The 16,241-nt window shown below is 69.7% G+C and carries 17 protein-coding genes; 12 read left to right on the forward strand and 5 right to left on the reverse strand.

The features are described 5' to 3' along the window. Positions 1-416: 416 nt before the first annotated feature. Positions 417-1,670 carry a DUF6538 domain-containing protein gene (locus J2Z33_RS08450; RefSeq protein ID WP_209839869.1) on the reverse strand — a complete coding sequence of 418 codons (1,254 nt, stop codon included), beginning with the start codon at positions 1,668-1,670 and terminating at the stop codon, positions 417-419. Between the two features lie 348 nt (positions 1,671-2,018). Between J2Z33_RS08450 and J2Z33_RS08455 the strand changes: the two genes are divergently transcribed. Both J2Z33_RS08455 and J2Z33_RS08460 read left to right on the forward strand, forming a co-directional pair. Next, entirely contained in the window at positions 2,019-2,252 is a 234-nt protein-coding gene (locus J2Z33_RS08455) for a helix-turn-helix transcriptional regulator (RefSeq protein ID WP_209839870.1), read from the forward strand. A gap of 147 nt (positions 2,253-2,399) precedes the next feature. Then, on the forward strand, positions 2,400-3,191 hold the full coding sequence (locus J2Z33_RS08460; protein WP_209839871.1) for a helix-turn-helix domain-containing protein: 792 nt from the start codon (positions 2,400-2,402) through the stop codon (positions 3,189-3,191). Between the two features lie 607 nt (positions 3,192-3,798). On the opposite strand, the gene J2Z33_RS08465 is transcribed toward J2Z33_RS08460, so the two are convergent. From J2Z33_RS08465 to J2Z33_RS08475, 3 genes are read right to left on the reverse strand one after another with little or no spacing between them, the layout of a single operon-like run. Next, positions 3,799-7,134, reverse strand: coding sequence for an error-prone DNA polymerase (locus J2Z33_RS08465; RefSeq protein ID WP_209839872.1), 3,336 nt, complete (start codon positions 7,132-7,134; stop codon positions 3,799-3,801). Positions 7,135-7,139: 5 nt separating this feature from the next. After that, positions 7,140-8,840, reverse strand: a complete 1,701-nt coding sequence (locus tag J2Z33_RS08470; protein WP_209839873.1) for a Y-family DNA polymerase — start codon at positions 8,838-8,840, stop codon at positions 7,140-7,142. Positions 8,841-8,844: 4 nt separating this feature from the next. Continuing rightward, positions 8,845-9,510 (reverse strand): hypothetical protein, encoded by a 666-nt coding sequence (locus J2Z33_RS08475; protein ID WP_209839875.1) that lies wholly within the window; start codon positions 9,508-9,510, stop codon positions 8,845-8,847. Positions 9,511-10,236: 726 nt separating this feature from the next. Between J2Z33_RS08475 and J2Z33_RS18680 the strand changes: the two genes are divergently transcribed. Together J2Z33_RS18680 and J2Z33_RS08480 are read left to right on the forward strand one after the other, a co-directional pair. After that, positions 10,237-10,365 (forward strand): hypothetical protein, encoded by a 129-nt coding sequence (locus J2Z33_RS18680; protein WP_280922890.1) that lies wholly within the window; start codon positions 10,237-10,239, stop codon positions 10,363-10,365. Next, positions 10,346-10,609, forward strand: coding sequence for a hypothetical protein (locus tag J2Z33_RS08480; RefSeq protein WP_209839876.1), 264 nt, complete (start codon positions 10,346-10,348; stop codon positions 10,607-10,609). The genes J2Z33_RS18680 and J2Z33_RS08480 overlap by 20 nt, the downstream gene beginning before the upstream one ends. 196 nt (positions 10,610-10,805) lie before the next feature. Here the strand turns inward: J2Z33_RS08480 and J2Z33_RS08485 are convergent, their stop codons facing one another. Then, positions 10,806-11,273, reverse strand: a complete 468-nt coding sequence (locus J2Z33_RS08485) for a CreA family protein (RefSeq protein WP_209839877.1) — start codon at positions 11,271-11,273, stop codon at positions 10,806-10,808. A gap of 201 nt (positions 11,274-11,474) precedes the next feature. Here J2Z33_RS08485 and J2Z33_RS08490 point away from each other — a divergent pair, with 201 nt between their 5' ends. The 8 genes from J2Z33_RS08490 (at position 11,475) to J2Z33_RS08525 (ending at position 16,222) form a co-directional block, all read left to right on the forward strand. Next, positions 11,475-11,870 (forward strand): hypothetical protein, encoded by a 396-nt coding sequence (locus tag J2Z33_RS08490; protein ID WP_209839878.1) that lies wholly within the window; start codon positions 11,475-11,477, stop codon positions 11,868-11,870. A 54-nt stretch (positions 11,871-11,924) separates the two neighbouring features. Further along, entirely contained in the window at positions 11,925-12,344 is a 420-nt protein-coding gene (locus J2Z33_RS08495; RefSeq protein WP_209839879.1) for a VOC family protein, read from the forward strand. Next, positions 12,344-12,757, forward strand: coding sequence for a DUF1622 domain-containing protein (locus J2Z33_RS08500; RefSeq protein WP_209839880.1), 414 nt, complete (start codon positions 12,344-12,346; stop codon positions 12,755-12,757). Before J2Z33_RS08495 ends, J2Z33_RS08500 begins: the two co-directional genes overlap by 1 nt. A gap of 115 nt (positions 12,758-12,872) precedes the next feature. Next, entirely contained in the window at positions 12,873-13,241 is a 369-nt protein-coding gene (locus J2Z33_RS08505) for an NADH-quinone oxidoreductase subunit A (RefSeq protein WP_342454153.1), read from the forward strand. A gap of 158 nt (positions 13,242-13,399) precedes the next feature. Beyond that, entirely contained in the window at positions 13,400-13,873 is a 474-nt protein-coding gene (locus J2Z33_RS08510; protein WP_209840176.1) for a NuoB/complex I 20 kDa subunit family protein, read from the forward strand. Positions 13,874-13,884: 11 nt separating this feature from the next. Next, entirely contained in the window at positions 13,885-14,580 is a 696-nt protein-coding gene (locus tag J2Z33_RS08515) for an NADH-quinone oxidoreductase subunit C (protein ID WP_209839882.1), read from the forward strand. 14 nt (positions 14,581-14,594) lie between these two features. Then, a complete protein-coding gene (locus J2Z33_RS08520) occupies positions 14,595-15,878 on the forward strand; it encodes an NADH-quinone oxidoreductase subunit D (protein ID WP_245218719.1) in 1,284 nt (427 codons plus the stop codon). 38 nt (positions 15,879-15,916) lie between these two features. Next, positions 15,917-16,222, forward strand: coding sequence for a hypothetical protein (locus tag J2Z33_RS08525; RefSeq protein WP_209839883.1), 306 nt, complete (start codon positions 15,917-15,919; stop codon positions 16,220-16,222). The last annotated feature ends 19 nt before the right edge of the window (positions 16,223-16,241 follow it).

Below are 16,241 nucleotides of genomic sequence, written 5' to 3' on the forward strand. Positions count from 1 at the left end.
CACCCCCACCGGGCGCTCGGATACAGATCACCCCGCGAGTTCATCGCGGATCAGACAACAACCTGATCCTGTCCGGTCATTCAGGGGCAACAACAAGTCCCCTGAGCCCCCCGCTGATGGACGCTTGAGCCAATCCAATCGGAGGGGGAGCTACACGATCCCTCAGTATAGGGTGCAGAGGCTTAGGAGGGCCGCTGAGGGGAGGTGTGTAGCTTGGCTGCGGCAAGGGGGCGGCTAGACCGATAGGGCGCTGTGTGGGGCTCTCTAAGGCATGGAGCGAGGGGCGGAGGCTGTCGCAGAGGGGCGTAACTCTCTTCGGCCACCTTCCCCTGTCCCCACCCATGAAGATCGCTGTATGGCCCGCTCCGGGGCTGGAAACGGCTACTATGCTGCGGGATGGTTGGTGCCCTTGTGGGTCATGTCGTCCAGCTTACCTTCTCCATCGTCTCTTGTAGGCGTTTGAAGCTCAATTTCCCTGAGTAGTGACCATACGACATCGTAGCTATCCTGTGCCCAAGTAATCTAGCAGAGAAGTTCTCAAGCACTTCTGCATCCTCTAGTTGTTGCGCAACGCTCTTCCTGAATGAGTGGAATACATGGGAACGCCCGAACCCTAGGCTCTCCTTCAAACGTCCGAACTTCTTGCCAATGGCATTTGATCTGTCTCCATACTTGTTGAAGGTCAGACCTGACATGAGAAAACCGTCTTTGCTCTCTTCTTTCAATTTGGCTACAAGCTGCTTGATTTCTGAATGAATGGGTATTTCACGAACGCCCTCTTCAGTTTTTGACTCTACGATCTTGAGGCGATCCTTCGTGACGTTCTCAGTTGTGAGGCTACAAAGCTCCTCTATTCTTGCTCCTGTGTGGGCACCAAGGACAATCAAATCGCGTAGAGCGTCGTCATTCTCTGGGACGGCATTGAGAAGCTTATGATAGTCTTCCACCGAAAACTCAGCTCTCTTGTTTCCCGCTGTCCGTCTATCTTTGCTTGCATATTTCTTAGGCACCACCTCAGAAGTGAACGGGGAGGCAACCTTGAGGCTTTTGTAGCGAGCTAGCCACTTCCAATAATCCCGACAGGCAGACATGATGCGACGGCAAGTGGCGGGAGCAAGTCCATCCTTATCAATCAGGGTTTCTTCCACCCAAAGCATGACGGAATGTTCTGTGGCCTTGAATGCATCCGGGAAAGTTTTAACAAATCGTTGAACATCGGCCTTCTTCATTTCTTTGGTTTTGGCTTCATTCTTCAGGGAGGAATACCAATCTTCTATGTAGGTTTCGAGGGGAAAGACTTCTTGGATGGCTACAAGAAACTTCTTCTCATCCTCTTCTGTGGTAAAGCCTGACTGTCCCTGATCGTTGATTGTGACCAGAGCATCATAAGCAATGTCCATAATATCTTCGTTTGTGATTCCTTGGCGTCTGAATTTATCGGCCTCTCTATGTGCATCTTGAATGCTATTCGCAGGGAAGCCCTTTCGGACGCGATCAATCTCTCGTTGCCATTGAACGATAAGGGGCAGAACTCGCTTCTCAGCTACAGTAAGACTGTCGGTTTTCAGGGTTTCCTTGAACCGGCTCTTCCTGAAGTGCTTGTGGAGGTCTTTGGGTATCTCCAACACAGCATACCACCCCCGACGACGCTGGATCAGGTATCTCGGCATCAGAGCCCCCCGCAGAGCGATTCCACCCACGTCTACCACCCACGCTAGGGCTGCTACAACCCAATATTCCAATGGTTATGGCTAGTTGTCCTCCTTAAGCAGAGAATCCCACCTCCTCCGCCATCATCCCATTGGAATGACAATGGAAAACATAACTCCTTGGGCGCTCCCCACGCATCACCCTATCATCAGAGGTGCTGGTTGTTTGTCGACGGGTCCTGCTTGCCAGTTGCTAGGTCGCCCAAGGGCCCGGTCATTCACGACGCCGTGAACTCCGGGGCGTCCCGTGAAGATCTTGCTACAAGAGGTGGTCGGCAGGATCGCCACCACTCCAAGCGGGATCGCACGGTGACGAACACCCTCTACCTCTCCGACAAGCAGGCCGCCGAGCGCTACGGCGTGGCGCGCGAGGCCATCTGGCGCTGGAAGCGCGACGGCGACTTCCCCAAGGCGGTGAAGCTCAGCCGGGGCATGACGCGCTGGCAGGTCCCCGACCTAGGGGAATGGGAGCGCTCGCGGGAGATGCACTTCGCCATCATGTTGCCGGTCGGGTCCGGCAACCTCTTCGGCCGCATGACCTGACGCACGCGGAACGCATCGACGGGGACCCAAGGGGACAAGACATGACGGCCGGCTCGCCGCCGGGTTCGCCAGCATCACCCCGTCGTCGTGTCGCTATAACTCAAGTGCAGCGACGAGATCGCTGCGCTTCAGCATCAGGACACGACCATGACCAACAAGCTGGGCCACCACGGCCACGGCCGCCTCGCCACGTTCCTTCGCGCCCGCCTCGCGGAGCTCGCGCCCACCAAGACCCAGACGGAGGTCGCCCGCGAGGCGGGCTTCCCCAATCCCAACATGATCTCGATGCTCAAGAACGGGCAGACCAAGCTCGCCCTCGACCGCGTGGCGGCGCTGGCGCGGGCGCTCGAGGTGGACCCGCGCCGGCTTTACTTGTTGGCGCTCGACCAGGAGGGCCACGCCACCACGGCGCGCGAGATCGAGGAGATCTTCAACGCCATCGTGACCCGCAACGAGGCCGAGTGGCTGGAGGCCCTGCGCGAGGCGTCCGACCATCGGGGGCCGGCAGTCTGCCCCGGACCCCACCACGAGGACGGTCGTCGCGGGCTTCCGCGTCCCCGACGACCGCCCGCTGACCAGGAACGAGTGGGGCTGGGTCGAGTGCCTGCGCGCCATCGTCGGCGACCGGGATCCGCCACCGACGCTCCTTGCGGTCCAGGCGCTCCGCCGGGCGCTGACGGACGGGTAGACCCACCACGACGCGCCCATCGACCAGCTCGTGCCCGTCCAGACGCAGACCTCGACCGCCGCGAGCACGTCGCGCCGGTGGAGCGCTCCTTGATGAGCTGCGCGTCCAGCAAGGGCGGCCCGAACAGGGCGATCCATGCGCCCGGAAGCCCGCCCTGCCGATCGCCGGATCGAGCCCTGCGCGCCGGTGTCGTCGAGCATCTCCGCCGCCGCGAAGGACAACGTCTCCGCCAATATGGACAGCATGACTGACATAGATGGGACCTGCGTGTTGACGCACTGGAGGGCCTCACCTGACCGATCCCGGTCAGGTCCTGCTCCACCAGCGGATCCGGGGGAACAGGATCATGACCGCCTGCGCCGGAAACGGATCATCTGCTCGGGGTCGGGCCGCAGCTCGCCCGAGTGCGCCACCCACCGCGCGCACCGGACCTCCGGATCCGGGAACGCGCCCACGCAAAGCCGCCACTTCGGGCAGGAGGCAAAGACCCCTGAAGAGCGCCAAAGCGCAAGCCGCCGACCTGCAGGGGGATGGAAGCATGGCGCGAGAAGCCCGTCCACGGGGGGCCTGACGCCGCCGGGGGCACGCCACCAAGCCCAGCAGCGCCGTGGGGAACCATCCGGGCGCCGGATCCCGAACCATGTCGAGGGGAACGGGAACGGCGCGATGCTGATGGCGGGACTCGTCGTTGGTCGGAAAGATCGGTGTCGTCGTAGATCCGGTGCTCGGGTCTGATGCACCGCCTGGAGGAGCATCGAAGTCCTAGACGGCCCCGTGCTGCTCGATCCGGATCCGTCCAGTGCCCGGTCAGTCCCGGGGATGGATCCCTCCAGATCCGTGCCTGCCGGTCCAGCCGATCTAGCGGAAATCCCGGCTCCCCGGCACGACTCGGACATCCCTCGGGTGCCCCGGCTGGGGGCTGCGCGCGCTGCCCTGGACGGGTCGGACCACCTCGTCGGCGTGGGACAGCGTGGGGGCGAGGCCTTCGGGGGCGAGGCGCAGCAGCGCGTCGGTGCGGTCGACGAGCCGCTCGGCCACGACGTGGACGATCTCGACCTCGCGCTGGACGTGGCCTTCGACGGCCAGGAGGCGGGCCTGCATGACGACCTTGCGGTAAGTCTCCATGACCTTGGGCCAGATCACGAGGTTCATGGTGCCGGTCTCGTCCTCCAGCGTGATGAAGCAGGTGCCCTTGGCCGAGCCGGGGCGCTGGCGGACGAGGACGAGGCCCGCGAGCCGGACCTTCTGGCGGTCGCGGGCGGTGGCGAGGTCCTGCGCCGTAAGGTAGCCCTGGGCGTCGAGCGAGCGGCGCAGGAAGCTCAGGGGATGCGCCTTCAGCGACAGCCGGAGCGTCTGGTAGTCGGCGACGACCTGCTCGGGCAGGGCCATGGGCGGCAGGGCCACGGCGGGTTCCTCGCCCTCGTCGGGGCCGCCCTGGAACAGCGGCAGGTCGGGGGCGTCGCGCAGGCCGCCCACTGCCCACAGGGCCTGCCGGCGGTCGAGGCCGAGCGAGCGCAGCGCGTCGGCCTCGGCCAGGCGGCGCAGGACGGCGACCGGGAGGCCTGCGAGAGCCCGGAGGTCGGCGAGGTCGCGGAAGGGCTCATCGCGGGCGGCCAGGAGGCGGGTGGCAACGCCCTCGGCGAGGCCGCCGATCTGGCGCAGGCCCAGCCGCACCACTACGCCGCCCCGCCCGTCGGAGACGAGCGTCGTGTCCCAGTCTGAGTGGTTGATGTCGGGCGGGCGCATCTCGACCCCGTGCTCCTGCATGTCGCGCACGATCTGGGCGGGGGCGTAGAAGCCCATGGGCTGGGAGTTGAGGAGCGCCGCGCCGAAGGCTGCAGGATGGTGGCACTTGAGCCAGGCCGAGGCGTAGACGAGGAGCGCGAAGCTCGCGGCGTGGGACTCGGGGAAGCCATACTCGCCGAACCCTTGGATCTGGTCGAAGCAGCGCTTGGCGAAGGCGGGATCGTAGCCGCGCTCCACCATGCGGCCCACCATCTTCGCCTCGAGCCGGTCGATCTGGCCGCGCGAGCGGAAGGTGGCCATCGCTTTCCGCAGCTCGTTCGCCTCGGTGGGGGAGAAGCGCGCGGCCTCGATGGCGATCTTCATCGCCTGCTCCTGGAAGATGGGCACGCCCAGGGTGCGCCCGAGGATCCGCTTGAGCTCGTCGGGCGGGTGGGGTGGGGCGGGCGAGGGGTAGCGCACCTCCTCCTGGCCTGCGCGCCGGCGCAGGTAGGGGTGGACCATGTCGCCTTGAATCGGGCCGGGGCGGACGATGGCGACCTCGATGACGAGGTCGTAGAAGGTGCGCGGGCGCATGCGGGGCAGCATGTTCATCTGCGCGCGGCTCTCGACCTGGAACACGCCCACCGAGTCGCCCCGCGACAGCATGGCGTAGGTCGCGGGGTCCTCCTGGGGAATGGAGGCGAGGTCGAGGTCGCGCCCGTGATGGGCGCGCACGAGGTCGAGCGCCTTGCGCAGGCAGGTGAGCATCCCCAGCGCCAGGACATCGACCTTCATGATGCCGAGCGCGTCGATGTCGTCCTTGTCCCATTCAATGAAGGAGCGCCCGAACATGGCGCCGTGGCCGACGGGCACGGTCTCGGTCAGCGGGCGCTCGGTCAGGACGAAGCCGCCGACGTGCTGGCTCAGATGCCGGGGCATCCCGATGAGTTGGGAGGCGAGCCGGATGGCGAGGCGCAGCGTGGGGTCGGCGAGGTCGAGGCCCGCCTCCTTCACGTTCCGCTCGGCCACCTCCGTCCCCCAGGAGCCCCAGACGGTCCTGGCCAGCGCGCCGGTCACGTCCTCCGAGAGGCCCAGGACCTTGCCCACCTCGCGGATGGCCGAGCGCGGGCGGTAGTGGATCACCGTGGCGCAGAGCCCGGCGCGGTCGCGGCCATACCTGGCGTAGATGTGCTGGATCACCTTCTCGCGCCGCTCGTGCTCGAAGTCCACGTCGATGTCGGGAGGCTCGCCCATGCGGGCGTCGCTGATGAAGCGCTCGATGAGGAGGTGGTGGGTGGCGGGGTCCACGGCGGTGATGCCGAGGGCGTAGCAGACGGCGGAGTTCGCGGCCGAGCCGCGCCCCTGGCAGAGGATGGGCGTCCAGGGGGCGCCCGAGCCGTCCCCCTCGCGGGCGAAGCGGACGATGTCGTGCACGGTCAGGAAGTAGCGGGCGATCTTGTGCCGCGCGATCAGGTCGAGCTCCGTCTCCAGCGTGGCCTGCACCTCGGGCGGCACCCCCCCGGGATAGCGCCGCGCGGCGCCCGCCCGGGTCAGCGCCTTGAGGTGCGACTGCGCCGTCTCGCCCGGGGGGACGACCTCGTGGGGATACTCGTAGCGCAGATCGTCGAGCGAGAAGGCGCAGGCGTCGGCCACCTCGCGCGCGGCGCGGATCGCCTCGGGCCATTCGGCGAAGAGACGGACCATCTCGGCGGGGGACTTCAGGTGCCGCTCGGCGTTGGGCTCCAGCAGGAACCCGGCCTCGGCGAGGCGCACCCCCTCCCGGATACAGGTCATCACGTCCTGGAGCGGGCGGCGCGTGGGGGTGTGATAGAGCACGTCGCCCGTGGCGAGGATCGCAAGGCCCTCGCGCGCGGCGAGGCGAGCGAGCGCGTTGATCCGCGCCCGGTCGTCGCCACGATACAGGTAGGAGGCCGCGACGTGCCGCAGGCCGGGCAGGCGGCGGGCCAGGTCGCGGAGACGCTGGGGAAGGCCGTCGAGGTCGGCGGGTGGGATCAGGATGAGGTGCAGCCCCTCGGCGTGGGCGGCGAGGTCGTCGAGAGTGAGGTCGCAGGCGCCCTTGCGCTGCCACGCGCCCTCGGGCGTGGCCATCTTGCCCTTGGACAGGAGCCGCGACAGCCGCCCGTAGGCGTCGCGGTCGCGGGGGTAGGCCAGGATCTCGTCGCCCGAGACGAGGACAAAGCGGCAGCCGATCAGGGGGCGCAGGCGGGCCTTCTTGGCCTCCACGTGCAGGCGGACGGCCCCGGCGAGGCTGTTGCGGTCGGCGCAGCCCAGGGCGTCGTAGCCCAAGGTGTGAGCGGTCGTGGCGAGGTCCACCGCGTCCGAGGCGCCGCGCAGGAAGGAGAAGCAGGTGGCCACCCCCAACTCCACGAAGGGCGCGCGGGGGTTGGGGGAAATGTCGCTGTCCTCCGACAGCGTCCGCTTGGGGTGCTGGTGGTCGTTGAGGGGCATGGGCGTCAGGCGAAGAGGCCGTGGAGGAACCAGCGCGGGGCGCCGCCCCGTCCGTCGCCCGGCCGGCCCTCGCGAAAGAGCCAGAAGCGCCGGCCCTCGCCGTCCTCGACGCGCCAGTAGTCGCGGGCGCGCGTGCCGGGCGGGTCGCGCCACCATTCGGGGCCGATGCGCTCGGGCCCCGAGAAGCGGGCGACGCGGTGGGCGGCGCGCCGCCAGGTGAACTGCGCGGGCGGGCCGTCGGGAAGGCCGTAAAGGACGCGGACCTCCTCGGGCGGGTCGAGGAGCAGGAGCGGGCGGGGCGCGCCCGGCGATGGAAAGGGCGGCGCGCCCGGTGGCGCAATGGGCGACGATCCGGCGGGCGGCTCGCTCCCCAGCGCCGGCACCCAGACCAGCGCGCGCTCGGGGATGTGGCTCTCGCGCGGCACGGGGCGGCAGAGCGCGCGCGGGCCGAAGCGGGCCCCCAGGCGATCCAGCAGGCGGGCGAGATCCTCGGCCTCGTCGCGCGCGCCGTCGAGGCCGGGCTGGCGCACGTCCAGCGGCTCCGCCTCGGTCGCGGCGAGGGTGGCGAGGTCGAAGCCGAAGCCGGGGTCGAGCCCCGCGAGGCGGCCCTCGAGCAGGCGGACGAGGTGGGCGGCGTCGCGGGTGGGTCGGGCGGTCGCGGCCTCGACCCCGGCCACGGTGCCGTCGGTGCGGAAGAGCGCGAGCCGAAGGCGCCGGGCGCCGAAGCCCTTCGCCTCCAGCCTGGCGCAAAGCTCCTGCGCAAGGCGCGGCAGGAGCGGCGCGGGGTCCTGCACCGGCTCGGAGAGCGTGGCCCGGGCGACGAAGCGGGGCGGCTCCTTGGGCCAGGGGAGCGGCTCGGGCAGCCGCCCGGTGAGCTGGTCGAGGCGCAGGAGCGGGTTCTCCTCCGGCGCAGCCCGGGCGAAGCGGCGCGCGAGGGCCGGGCGTGGCACCGCGAGGAGGTCGCCCACGGTCCCAAGGCCCAGGCGCTGGAGGAGGAGCGCCGTCCCGGGCGAGAGCCGCAGCGCCCGCACGGGCAGCGGCGCCGTCAGGGGCTCGATCTCCCCGGGCCCGCAGATCGCCCGCGGCCCGGCGAAGCGCGCCAGGGCCCAGGCCGCGCCCCGCGTGGGCGCGAGGGCGACACGCGCGCTCAGCCCCAGGCCCGCGAGCCGCGTCTCGATCTCCCGCAGGAGCGCGACCTCCCCGCCCCAGAGATGCGCGGCGCCGGTCACGTCGAGGACGAGCCCCGGCCCGCCTGTTTCCTCCACCGCCGTCCAGGGACACCAGCGGCGGGACCAGAGCATGAGCGAGGTCAGCGCTTGCGCGTCACCTGCGAGATCGGCCTCCTCGACACGCAGAACAGGACAGACGCTGCGGGCGTCCCCCACGCGCAGGCCGGGCGTCGCTCCCGCCGCATCGGCCGCCCGCGTGGCGGCATGGATGACGGGGCCGTGGGGACCGAGGGTGGCAAGGGCGAGGAGCGCGTCCTCGGAGGCGCCTACGAGGCGCAGGTGGCGCTCGATGGCGAAGCGGGGCAGCGCCAGAGACAGGAAGCGGCGGCCGGGCGGCCTAGCCGGGTTCCGGCCCGGGGGCTCGAAGCCGGGCCGCGCCGGGAGGGGGGCGGTGCCGGGCGGGGCGGCGCCGGGTCGTCCCTGGGCCGCCCGGAGGGGGAAGGGCAGGATCGCGGCGCCGGACCGGGGGCCTGCCATGGCGTCAGGCGCTCCGGCGGTCGGGCCGCGCGGCCTGCGCCCCCAAGGCCTCCCACCCGTCCCCCGGGCGCAGGAAGGCGATCCCCCTCTGCACCGGGTCGCGGCGCGCCAGCCACTCGCCCAGCGCCCCCCGGCGGCTGCGGAACCGCGTCGCGCGCCAGAGCGCCTCGCCGGGGGCATGGGGGTCGTCGGGCGCGGGCGGCGAGGGCATGGCGGCCACCCGCCAGCGCTCCCGCGCGGCGCTCAAGGCCGGCGCGGCGGCGCGGCGCAGGAGCCAGGCCCGCCCCCCGCCCCGCTCGGCCCGCAGCGCCAGCCGCTTGGTGGCGGTGAGGTCGAGCGCGGCAGGCTCGCCCCAGACCTCGCCCACCACAGCCGACAGCGCGGCGCAGCCCAGCGCCTGCTCCAGGGCCCAGAGCACGTCGACCGCGCGCGGCACCTCCAGATGCAGCAGCTCGAGCGGCCCCCCGAGCAGGCCCGTGAGTCCCGGCAGGTAGGGCCGCCCGCCCTCGCGCCGCGACAGCCGGTCCTGCACCCAGAGCACCCGCGCCCCCGGCGTCAGATGGGCGAGCACGAAACCCGGGGCCGCCCCGTCCGTCCCCATCGCGAAGACCTCGGCAAGGGCCGCAGGCGGCTCGGCGGCGAAGGAGGGCGAAGCGGTCCAGAGGTTCACGGGCGACTCACAGGGCTGTGTTCATGCTTTGTTCTATCGCGCCCGCGCCAAAGGTCAAAGGCGAGCCGTAGGGTCGAACAACAAGAAGACGGTTCTTCGTCGAGCGTGAGGAACCTGCTCTGATCTCCGTTGAAGGAGACAATCTCACCGACTCGATTGTCATCGATGAGTCGAGCGATCTGGCTTCAACATGGCCATCTTGTTCGCTCTGCTCATTGCAAACGGTGAGACGGGCACTTAGCTCAAGCCAGAGTCGAGCTTGCGCGTCTTGGGCATGCTCTGCTCCCCGAGCTTCGGGTCGTTCCCGGCCTCGTGGCATACCGGCCTCGTTCGTACCTGAACGGCAGCACGACGAACTGGGCGCTGGTGTTGCGCCGCAAGGACCCCGACAGCTTCGACACCTTGCTGGCGAAGTCCATCCCGCCTTGCGCGCACCTTCTGAAGCCCCCTGCGATCTAGCTCTGCCGCAGCGGGCCGCCGCCTTGGGCCACAGTTGGGAAGAGCGCGAGTGCGGGCGTGCATGAAGGCGACCCCGACGAGGTGGCGCTCTGCCGCCAGCTCGGGCTCCCGCCCGGCTCGCTGCGCCCCTGACGCCCCCGTTCCTCCGGCGGTGCGATCCGCCGCCGGTGGCTCCCCCCGCGCCCGAGGGCCGGTCCGGTGTCCCCGGCGGGCCGGTCCGGGCGCGGGGCAGCTGATCCACATCCCCACGCCCAGGAGCCCCTACCCATGGACGACGCAAAGGCCGAGCCGCGCCGCGCCAAGGCGCTGGCCGAGGAGGCCGGGGCCGCCGTGGCACGGGCCGAAGCCGCCTTGGAGCAGCCTCCTGCGCGCCGCGATGCTCGACGCCGGGCGTGACGAGCTCACCCGCTCCGACAACGACATCGTCGCCGCCGAGCTCGACGTGAGCGGCACGTGGGTCCGCAAGCTCCGCAACCTGCTCCAGGCCGAGCGCTACGGCGAGCGGGTGCGCCAGGGTCCCGGACGACCGCGCGGGCGACAGGGGAGTTGCGAAGCGTCCACAGGTCCCGGCTCCAACGTCCGAGCCTCTCCCAGTCATGGGCCGGGCGAGTCCACGCCCCTGCGGACCGGCACGGGATAGCCGTCCAGCCGGTCCGCGCCAAGCCTTCGAGCACCTCGCACCGGAGCCCGATCGCAGGATGCTGGCTCTCCTCAGATGATCCCATGATTCGGGCCGCCCTCCCGGCTCAACCCGACCCAGATCGGGACTTCATGCTGACTGAGAGCACCCAGGGTGCCTGAAGGGCGGGGCCCCCTCGGCGGCGGACGCGGAGCGGTCAGGGCGCGGGGGGGCCGGGGGTCCAGAGGGGAACGCTGGAGATGGACATCTTGGCGGAGCCCTCGGTCACCTCGTTCGCATGGACCAGGTAGATGAGGACCTGGTTGGCCTCGTCGTGGATGCGGGTGATGCGGAGGGACTTGAAGATGATCGACTGGCGTTCGGAGAAGATCTCCTCGCCCTCGGGGCCGCGCGCGATGTCGCCGAGGGTGATCGGGCCGGTCTGGCGGCAGGCGATGGAGCTGTTCGACGGGTCCTCGAACCAGTTGCCCTGGGACAGGCGGTCGATGAGCGACCTCTCGAAGTAGGCGACGTGGCAGGTGACGCCCTCGACGCCGGGATCGGGCAGGGCCTCGACCAGGATGTCGTTGCCGACCCAGTCCACGCCGACGCGGCCCACCTCCTGCGCGGCAAGGGAGGAGGCGAGGAGCAGGGCGGGAATCACGGGAAGGAGAGCGGGGCGCATGGGCCGGGAACGCGGGGGCCGCGGGGCGGTTCCCCCTGCAACCGGCGCGAGTCCCGCGCCCAAGTCCACATCGGGTCGCTCCATGTCTGCCGCATTTCCGGGCATCGACGTTCGCGCCATCGGCTCCCGCCGCCGGTCGGCGAACCGCCGCGCCGCACCCGGGTTGCGGCGGCAGGACCCTGCCATCCCTGGAGAACCGTCATGCCGCCACGCCTCCGGGCGCCCCGCCTCCTCGGGGCCGCCTTCCTGCTGATCCCCCTCGCCGCCTTCGCCGGGGAAGGCTATGTCGAGGGCGGCCGCACCGCCTGGGCCTGGGGCAGCACCAGCACCGCCTTCGTGGAGCTCTCGCCCGGCGAGGACCACCCGGCCGACGTGGTGTTCACCAACCGTCTGACGCACGGCAACTCGATCCAGATGGACTTCGTGCTGGAGATCGATGGGATGCGCGTCGGCGTGGCGGTGGTGAACGGCGTCGGCGAGGCGCCGGACGTGGTGACCGTGCGGCCGCCGGCGGGCTTCGTGGCGGAGCCTGCGACGATCGAGGTGGACGAGGGCGAGGTCGGGCGCATCCGCATCCTTCCCGCGCTGCTGAGCTAGCTTGACAGGACGCGCGGGCGGGCCAGCCTGTCGGGGAACCCGGAGGAGGCCCCCATGCCCAAGCCCGAGCCGCCCGCCCTGATCCTGGAAACGGCGATCTACGCCGAGGACCTGGCGGCCGCCGAATCGTTCTACGCGGGCGTGATGGGGCTGGAGGTCGTCGGGCGGCAGGCGGGACGGCACCTGTTCCTGCGCTGCGGGGCGGGGATGCTGCTGGTCTTCGACCCGCGCGCCACCGCCGTCGTGGATCCCGAGGCGCCGCTGCCGGTGCCGCCCCATGGCGCGACGGGGCCGGGGCACCTCTGCTTCGCGGCCGAGCCGCTGGGACTCGAGACGTGGCGGGCGCGGCTGGAGGCGGCGGGCCTGCCCATCGAGGCGGTGGTGGACTGGCCGCGCGGGGGACGGTCGATCTACCTCCGCGACCCGGCCGGCAACTCCCTGGAGGTGGCCGAGGCGCGGATCTGGGGCGGCTGATGGAAGCGCTGGCACGGATCGGGCGCGGCGAGGGGGTGCTCCACCGGGACTTCGGCTGGCTGGTCGAGGCGCTCGAATACGTGGCGGCGGGGATCGACCTTTTCGCGATCCTGCTGCTGCTGGTCGGCGCGCTGCGCTTCGTGGGCGGAGTGACGCGGGCCGAGCTGTCGGGGGACGACGCGCGGCGGCTGCGGGGCACCAACCGCGAGCGGGTGGAGCTGGGGCGCTACATCCTGGCGGGGCTGGAGCTGCTGATCGTCTCGGACATCATCCACACCTCGCTGAGCCTCGCCCTCGCGGACCTCGCGTATCTCGGGCTCCTGGTGCTGATCCGGTCGCTGATCTCGTTCTTTCTCGACCGCGAGCTGGGGGAGCTGCGGCGGGAGCTGGAGGGCGGACCGGGGGACAGGTAGGGCCGGGACGCCCCGTCCTCCCCAAGGCGTGATGCGGCTCGGTTGACCGCGCCGGGGGCGGGCGCTAAGCCCCCGGATGGACGCAAGGGCGTCCCGTTACCGACCGGAGGCGCGCGTGGACGACGGCTTTCTGAGGGAATACCTTCCCATCATCATCTTCCTCGGCCTGGCGGTCGCGCTGGGGATCGTCCTGATCCTCGCGGCGGTGGTCCTGGCCGTGCGGAACCCGGACCCGGAGAAGGTGTCCGCCTACGAATGCGGCTTCAACGCCTTCGACGACGCCCGCATGAAATTCGACGTGAGGTTCTACCTCGTGTCCATCCTGTTCATCATCTTCGACCTGGAGGTGGCGTTCCTGTTCCCCTGGGCCACCGCCTTCGGGGAGCTGTCGATGGCGGCCTTCTGGTCGATGATGATCTTCCTCGCCGTCCTGACCGTCGGCTTCGCCTACGAATGGAAGAAGGGAGCCCTGGAATGGCAGTGAAGGACGACACCCGCCCGCAGGTCATCCTCCCCACCGAGGAGGAGATGAACCGGGGCAGCCTCGTGCAGGGCGGCCCCCAGACGGGCGGCCTGTCCGTGCAGGGGGTCCAGACGGGGCTCTACACCGCCGGGGCCGACCGCGAGGTGACGGTCCGCGAGATGAACAAGGACCTGCAGGACCAGGGATTCCTTGTCACCTCGACGGCGGATATCATCAACTGGGCGCGCACGGGCTCGCTCCACTGGATGACCTTCGGGCTTGCGTGCTGCGCGGTCGAGATGATGCACACCTCCATGCCGCGCTACGACCTCGAACGCTTCGGGACGGCGCCCCGCGCGAGCCCGCGCCAGTCGGACCTCATCATCGTGGCCGGGACGCTGACCAACAAGATGGCGCCCGCCTTCCGCAAGATCTACGACCAGATGCCCGAGCCGCGCTACGTGATCTCCATGGGGTCCTGCGCGAACGGGGGGGGCTACTACCACTTCGGCTATTCGGTGGTACGCGGCTGCGACCGCGTGGTGCCGGTGGACGTCTACGTGCCCGGCTGCCCGCCCACCGCCGAGGCGCTGCTTTACGGCATCCTGCAGCTCCAGCGGAAGATCCGCCGGACCGGCACCATCGTCCGCTGAGGGGACCAAGCATGGCCGACACCACCGCCCCGACCGAGTCCGCGCCGCAGGTGCCCGAGGTTCCCGTGGACCCCCTGGACGCGCTGGGCGCGGCCATCGTCGCGCGCGGCAAGGGCGCGGTGCTGGGGCACGAGGTCGCCTACGGGGAGCTGACGATCCACGTCGAGCCCCGGTCCATCGTGGACACGCTGGCTTTCCTGCGGCACGACTCGGCCTGCCGCTTCGCGGTGTTCATCGACGCGACGGCGGTGGACTGGCCGGGGCGGGCCAAGCGGTTCGACCTGGTGTATCACCTGCTGTCGCTGGTCCATAACCGCCGCATCCGCATCAAGGCGCAGGTCACCGAGGAGGAGATGGTCGCCTCGGCCACCGGGGTCTTCCCCGGCGCGAACTGGTTCGAGCGCGAGATCTTCGACATGTTCGGGATCGTCTTCTCGGGCCATCCGGACCTGCGGCGCCTCCTGACGGACTACGGCTTCCGGGGGCATCCGCTCCGCAAGGACTTCCCGCTGACCGGCTTCAACGAGGTCCGCTACGACGAGGTGCAGAAGCGCGTCGTCTACGAGCCGGTGCGGCTGACGCAGGAATGGCGGCAGTTCGACTTCCTGAGCCCCTGGGAGGGCGGAGCCTTCGCGCTTCCGGGCGACGAGAAGGCCGGCGCGACCCCGCAGCAGGGCAAGCCCCCGACCCCCAACACCAACCGCTGACCCGAGGAGACGCGATGATGGACGGCGATCTGAAGGGCGACCTGCGGCCGAACCTGCGGGGCACGGACCTCGAATACGGCGGGCACGTCAACGGCAAGGGGTTCGAAGACACCCTGACCGGCGAACAGAAGATCCGCAACTTCAACATCAACTTCGGCCCGCAACACCCTGCGGCGCACGGGGTCCTTCGCCTCATCCTCGAACTGGACGGCGAGATCGTGGAGCGCTGCGATCCGCATATCGGGCTGCTGCACCGGGGGACCGAGAAGTTCCTGGAGCACAAGACCTACCTCCAGGGCCTGCCCTACTGGGACCGGCTCGACTACTGCTCGCCCATGGCGATGGAGCACGTCTGGTGCCTCGCCATCGAGAAGCTGACGCAGGTGGCGGTGCCGCGCCGGGCGTCGCTGATCCGGGTGCTGTATTCCGAGATCACGCGGGTGCTGAACCACCTCCTGAACGTCACAACCTGGGCGATGGACGTGGGCGCGCTGACGCCGCCGCTCTGGGGCTTCGAGGAGCGGGAGAAGCTCTTCACCTTCTACGAGCGGGCGTCGGGCGCGCGGATGCACGCGGCCTACTTCCGGCCGGGCGGGGTGCACCAGGACCTGCCCGACGACCTGCTCGACGACATCGACGCCTGGGCGGAGCAGTTCCCGCAGGTGCTCGACGACGTGGACACGCTGCTGACCGAGAACCGCATCTTCAAGCAGCGCAACGTGGACATCGCGACCGTCACGCTCAAGGACGTGGAGGACTGGGGCCTGTCGGGGCCGATCGCGCGGTCGGCGGGGCTGCCTTGGGACCTGCGGCGGTCGCAGCCCTACGAGTGCTACGACGAGTTCGACTTCCAGATCCCGGTCGGCAAGAACGGCGACAACTACGACCGTTACCTGATCCGCATGGCCGAGATGCGGGAGTCCACCAGGATCATCCGGCAGGCCATCGCCAAGCTGCGGGTGGAGAAGGGCGACATCCTGGCGCGCGGCAAGCTCACCCCGCCCAAGCGCGGCGAGATGAAGACCTCGATGGAGGCTCTCATCCACCACTTCAAGCTCTACACCGAGGGCTTCCACGTCCCGGCGGGCGAGACCTACACCGCCATCGAGGCGCCCAAGGGCGAGTTCGGGGTCTATCTGGTGGCCGACGGCACCAACAAGCCGTATCGCGCCAAGATCCGGGCGGCGGACTACGCGCATCTTCAGGCGATGGACCACCTCGTGAAGGGGCATATGCTCGCGGACGTGTCGGCGGTGATCGCCACGCTCGACATCGTGTTCGGCAGCATCGACCGCTGAGGCGCGGCGATTCCCGGGACCGGCAAGGGAGGGCACCGATGAAGGCCAGGACGTTGACGCTTATGGCCCTGGGCACGCTGGCCCTGGCGGCCTGCGCCGGGACGCCGCCCCGGCCGCCGCAGCCGGTGGGCGCCCCGGCCTCGGCCGCGCCGGCCGACCGCTTCGTGGCGGCCATCGAGTCGGAGGGCTGCGTCCTCACTTCGGCGAACCTCGGCGCGGTGCTGCTGCGGTCGGGGCTCACGCAGGCCGAGCTGCCGGGGCTGACCACGCAGCTGGAGGCGCAGGGGCGGCTGGAGCCGTCGGCCAACGACGCCATCCGGGTGCTGTCGGACAACTGCATCTGACGCCCCGTGGCCCGGGGCC

This window comes from Rubellimicrobium aerolatum, from assembly GCF_017872975.1.
Lineage (GTDB): Bacteria > Pseudomonadota > Alphaproteobacteria > Rhodobacterales > Rhodobacteraceae > Rubellimicrobium > Rubellimicrobium aerolatum.

Bases quoted from the DNA above. Each gene is read 5' to 3' on its own strand.
- J2Z33_RS08480 (WP_209839876.1), top strand. From the start codon at position 10,346: ATGCTCGACGCCGGGCGTGACGAGCTCACCCGCTCCGACAACGACATC.
- J2Z33_RS08500 (WP_209839880.1), top strand. From the start codon at position 12,344: ATGGAAGCGCTGGCACGGATCGGGCGCGGCGAGGGGGTGCTCCACCGG.
- J2Z33_RS08450 (WP_209839869.1), bottom strand. From the start codon at position 1,670: ATGCCGAGATACCTGATCCAGCGTCGTCGGGGGTGGTATGCTGTGTTG.
- J2Z33_RS08485 (WP_209839877.1), bottom strand. From the start codon at position 11,273: ATGCGCCCCGCTCTCCTTCCCGTGATTCCCGCCCTGCTCCTCGCCTCC.
- J2Z33_RS08510 (WP_209840176.1), top strand. From the start codon at position 13,400: ATGAACAAGGACCTGCAGGACCAGGGATTCCTTGTCACCTCGACGGCG.
- J2Z33_RS08460 (WP_209839871.1), top strand. From the start codon at position 2,400: ATGACCAACAAGCTGGGCCACCACGGCCACGGCCGCCTCGCCACGTTC.
- J2Z33_RS08520 (WP_245218719.1), top strand. From the start codon at position 14,595: ATGATGGACGGCGATCTGAAGGGCGACCTGCGGCCGAACCTGCGGGGC.
- J2Z33_RS08490 (WP_209839878.1), top strand. From the start codon at position 11,475: ATGCCGCCACGCCTCCGGGCGCCCCGCCTCCTCGGGGCCGCCTTCCTG.
- J2Z33_RS08515 (WP_209839882.1), top strand. From the start codon at position 13,885: ATGGCCGACACCACCGCCCCGACCGAGTCCGCGCCGCAGGTGCCCGAG.
- J2Z33_RS08470 (WP_209839873.1), bottom strand. From the start codon at position 8,840: ATGGCAGGCCCCCGGTCCGGCGCCGCGATCCTGCCCTTCCCCCTCCGG.
- J2Z33_RS08525 (WP_209839883.1), top strand. From the start codon at position 15,917: ATGAAGGCCAGGACGTTGACGCTTATGGCCCTGGGCACGCTGGCCCTG.
- J2Z33_RS08495 (WP_209839879.1), top strand. From the start codon at position 11,925: ATGCCCAAGCCCGAGCCGCCCGCCCTGATCCTGGAAACGGCGATCTAC.
- J2Z33_RS08465 (WP_209839872.1), bottom strand. From the start codon at position 7,134: ATGCCCCTCAACGACCACCAGCACCCCAAGCGGACGCTGTCGGAGGAC.
- J2Z33_RS18680 (WP_280922890.1), top strand. From the start codon at position 10,237: ATGGACGACGCAAAGGCCGAGCCGCGCCGCGCCAAGGCGCTGGCCGAG.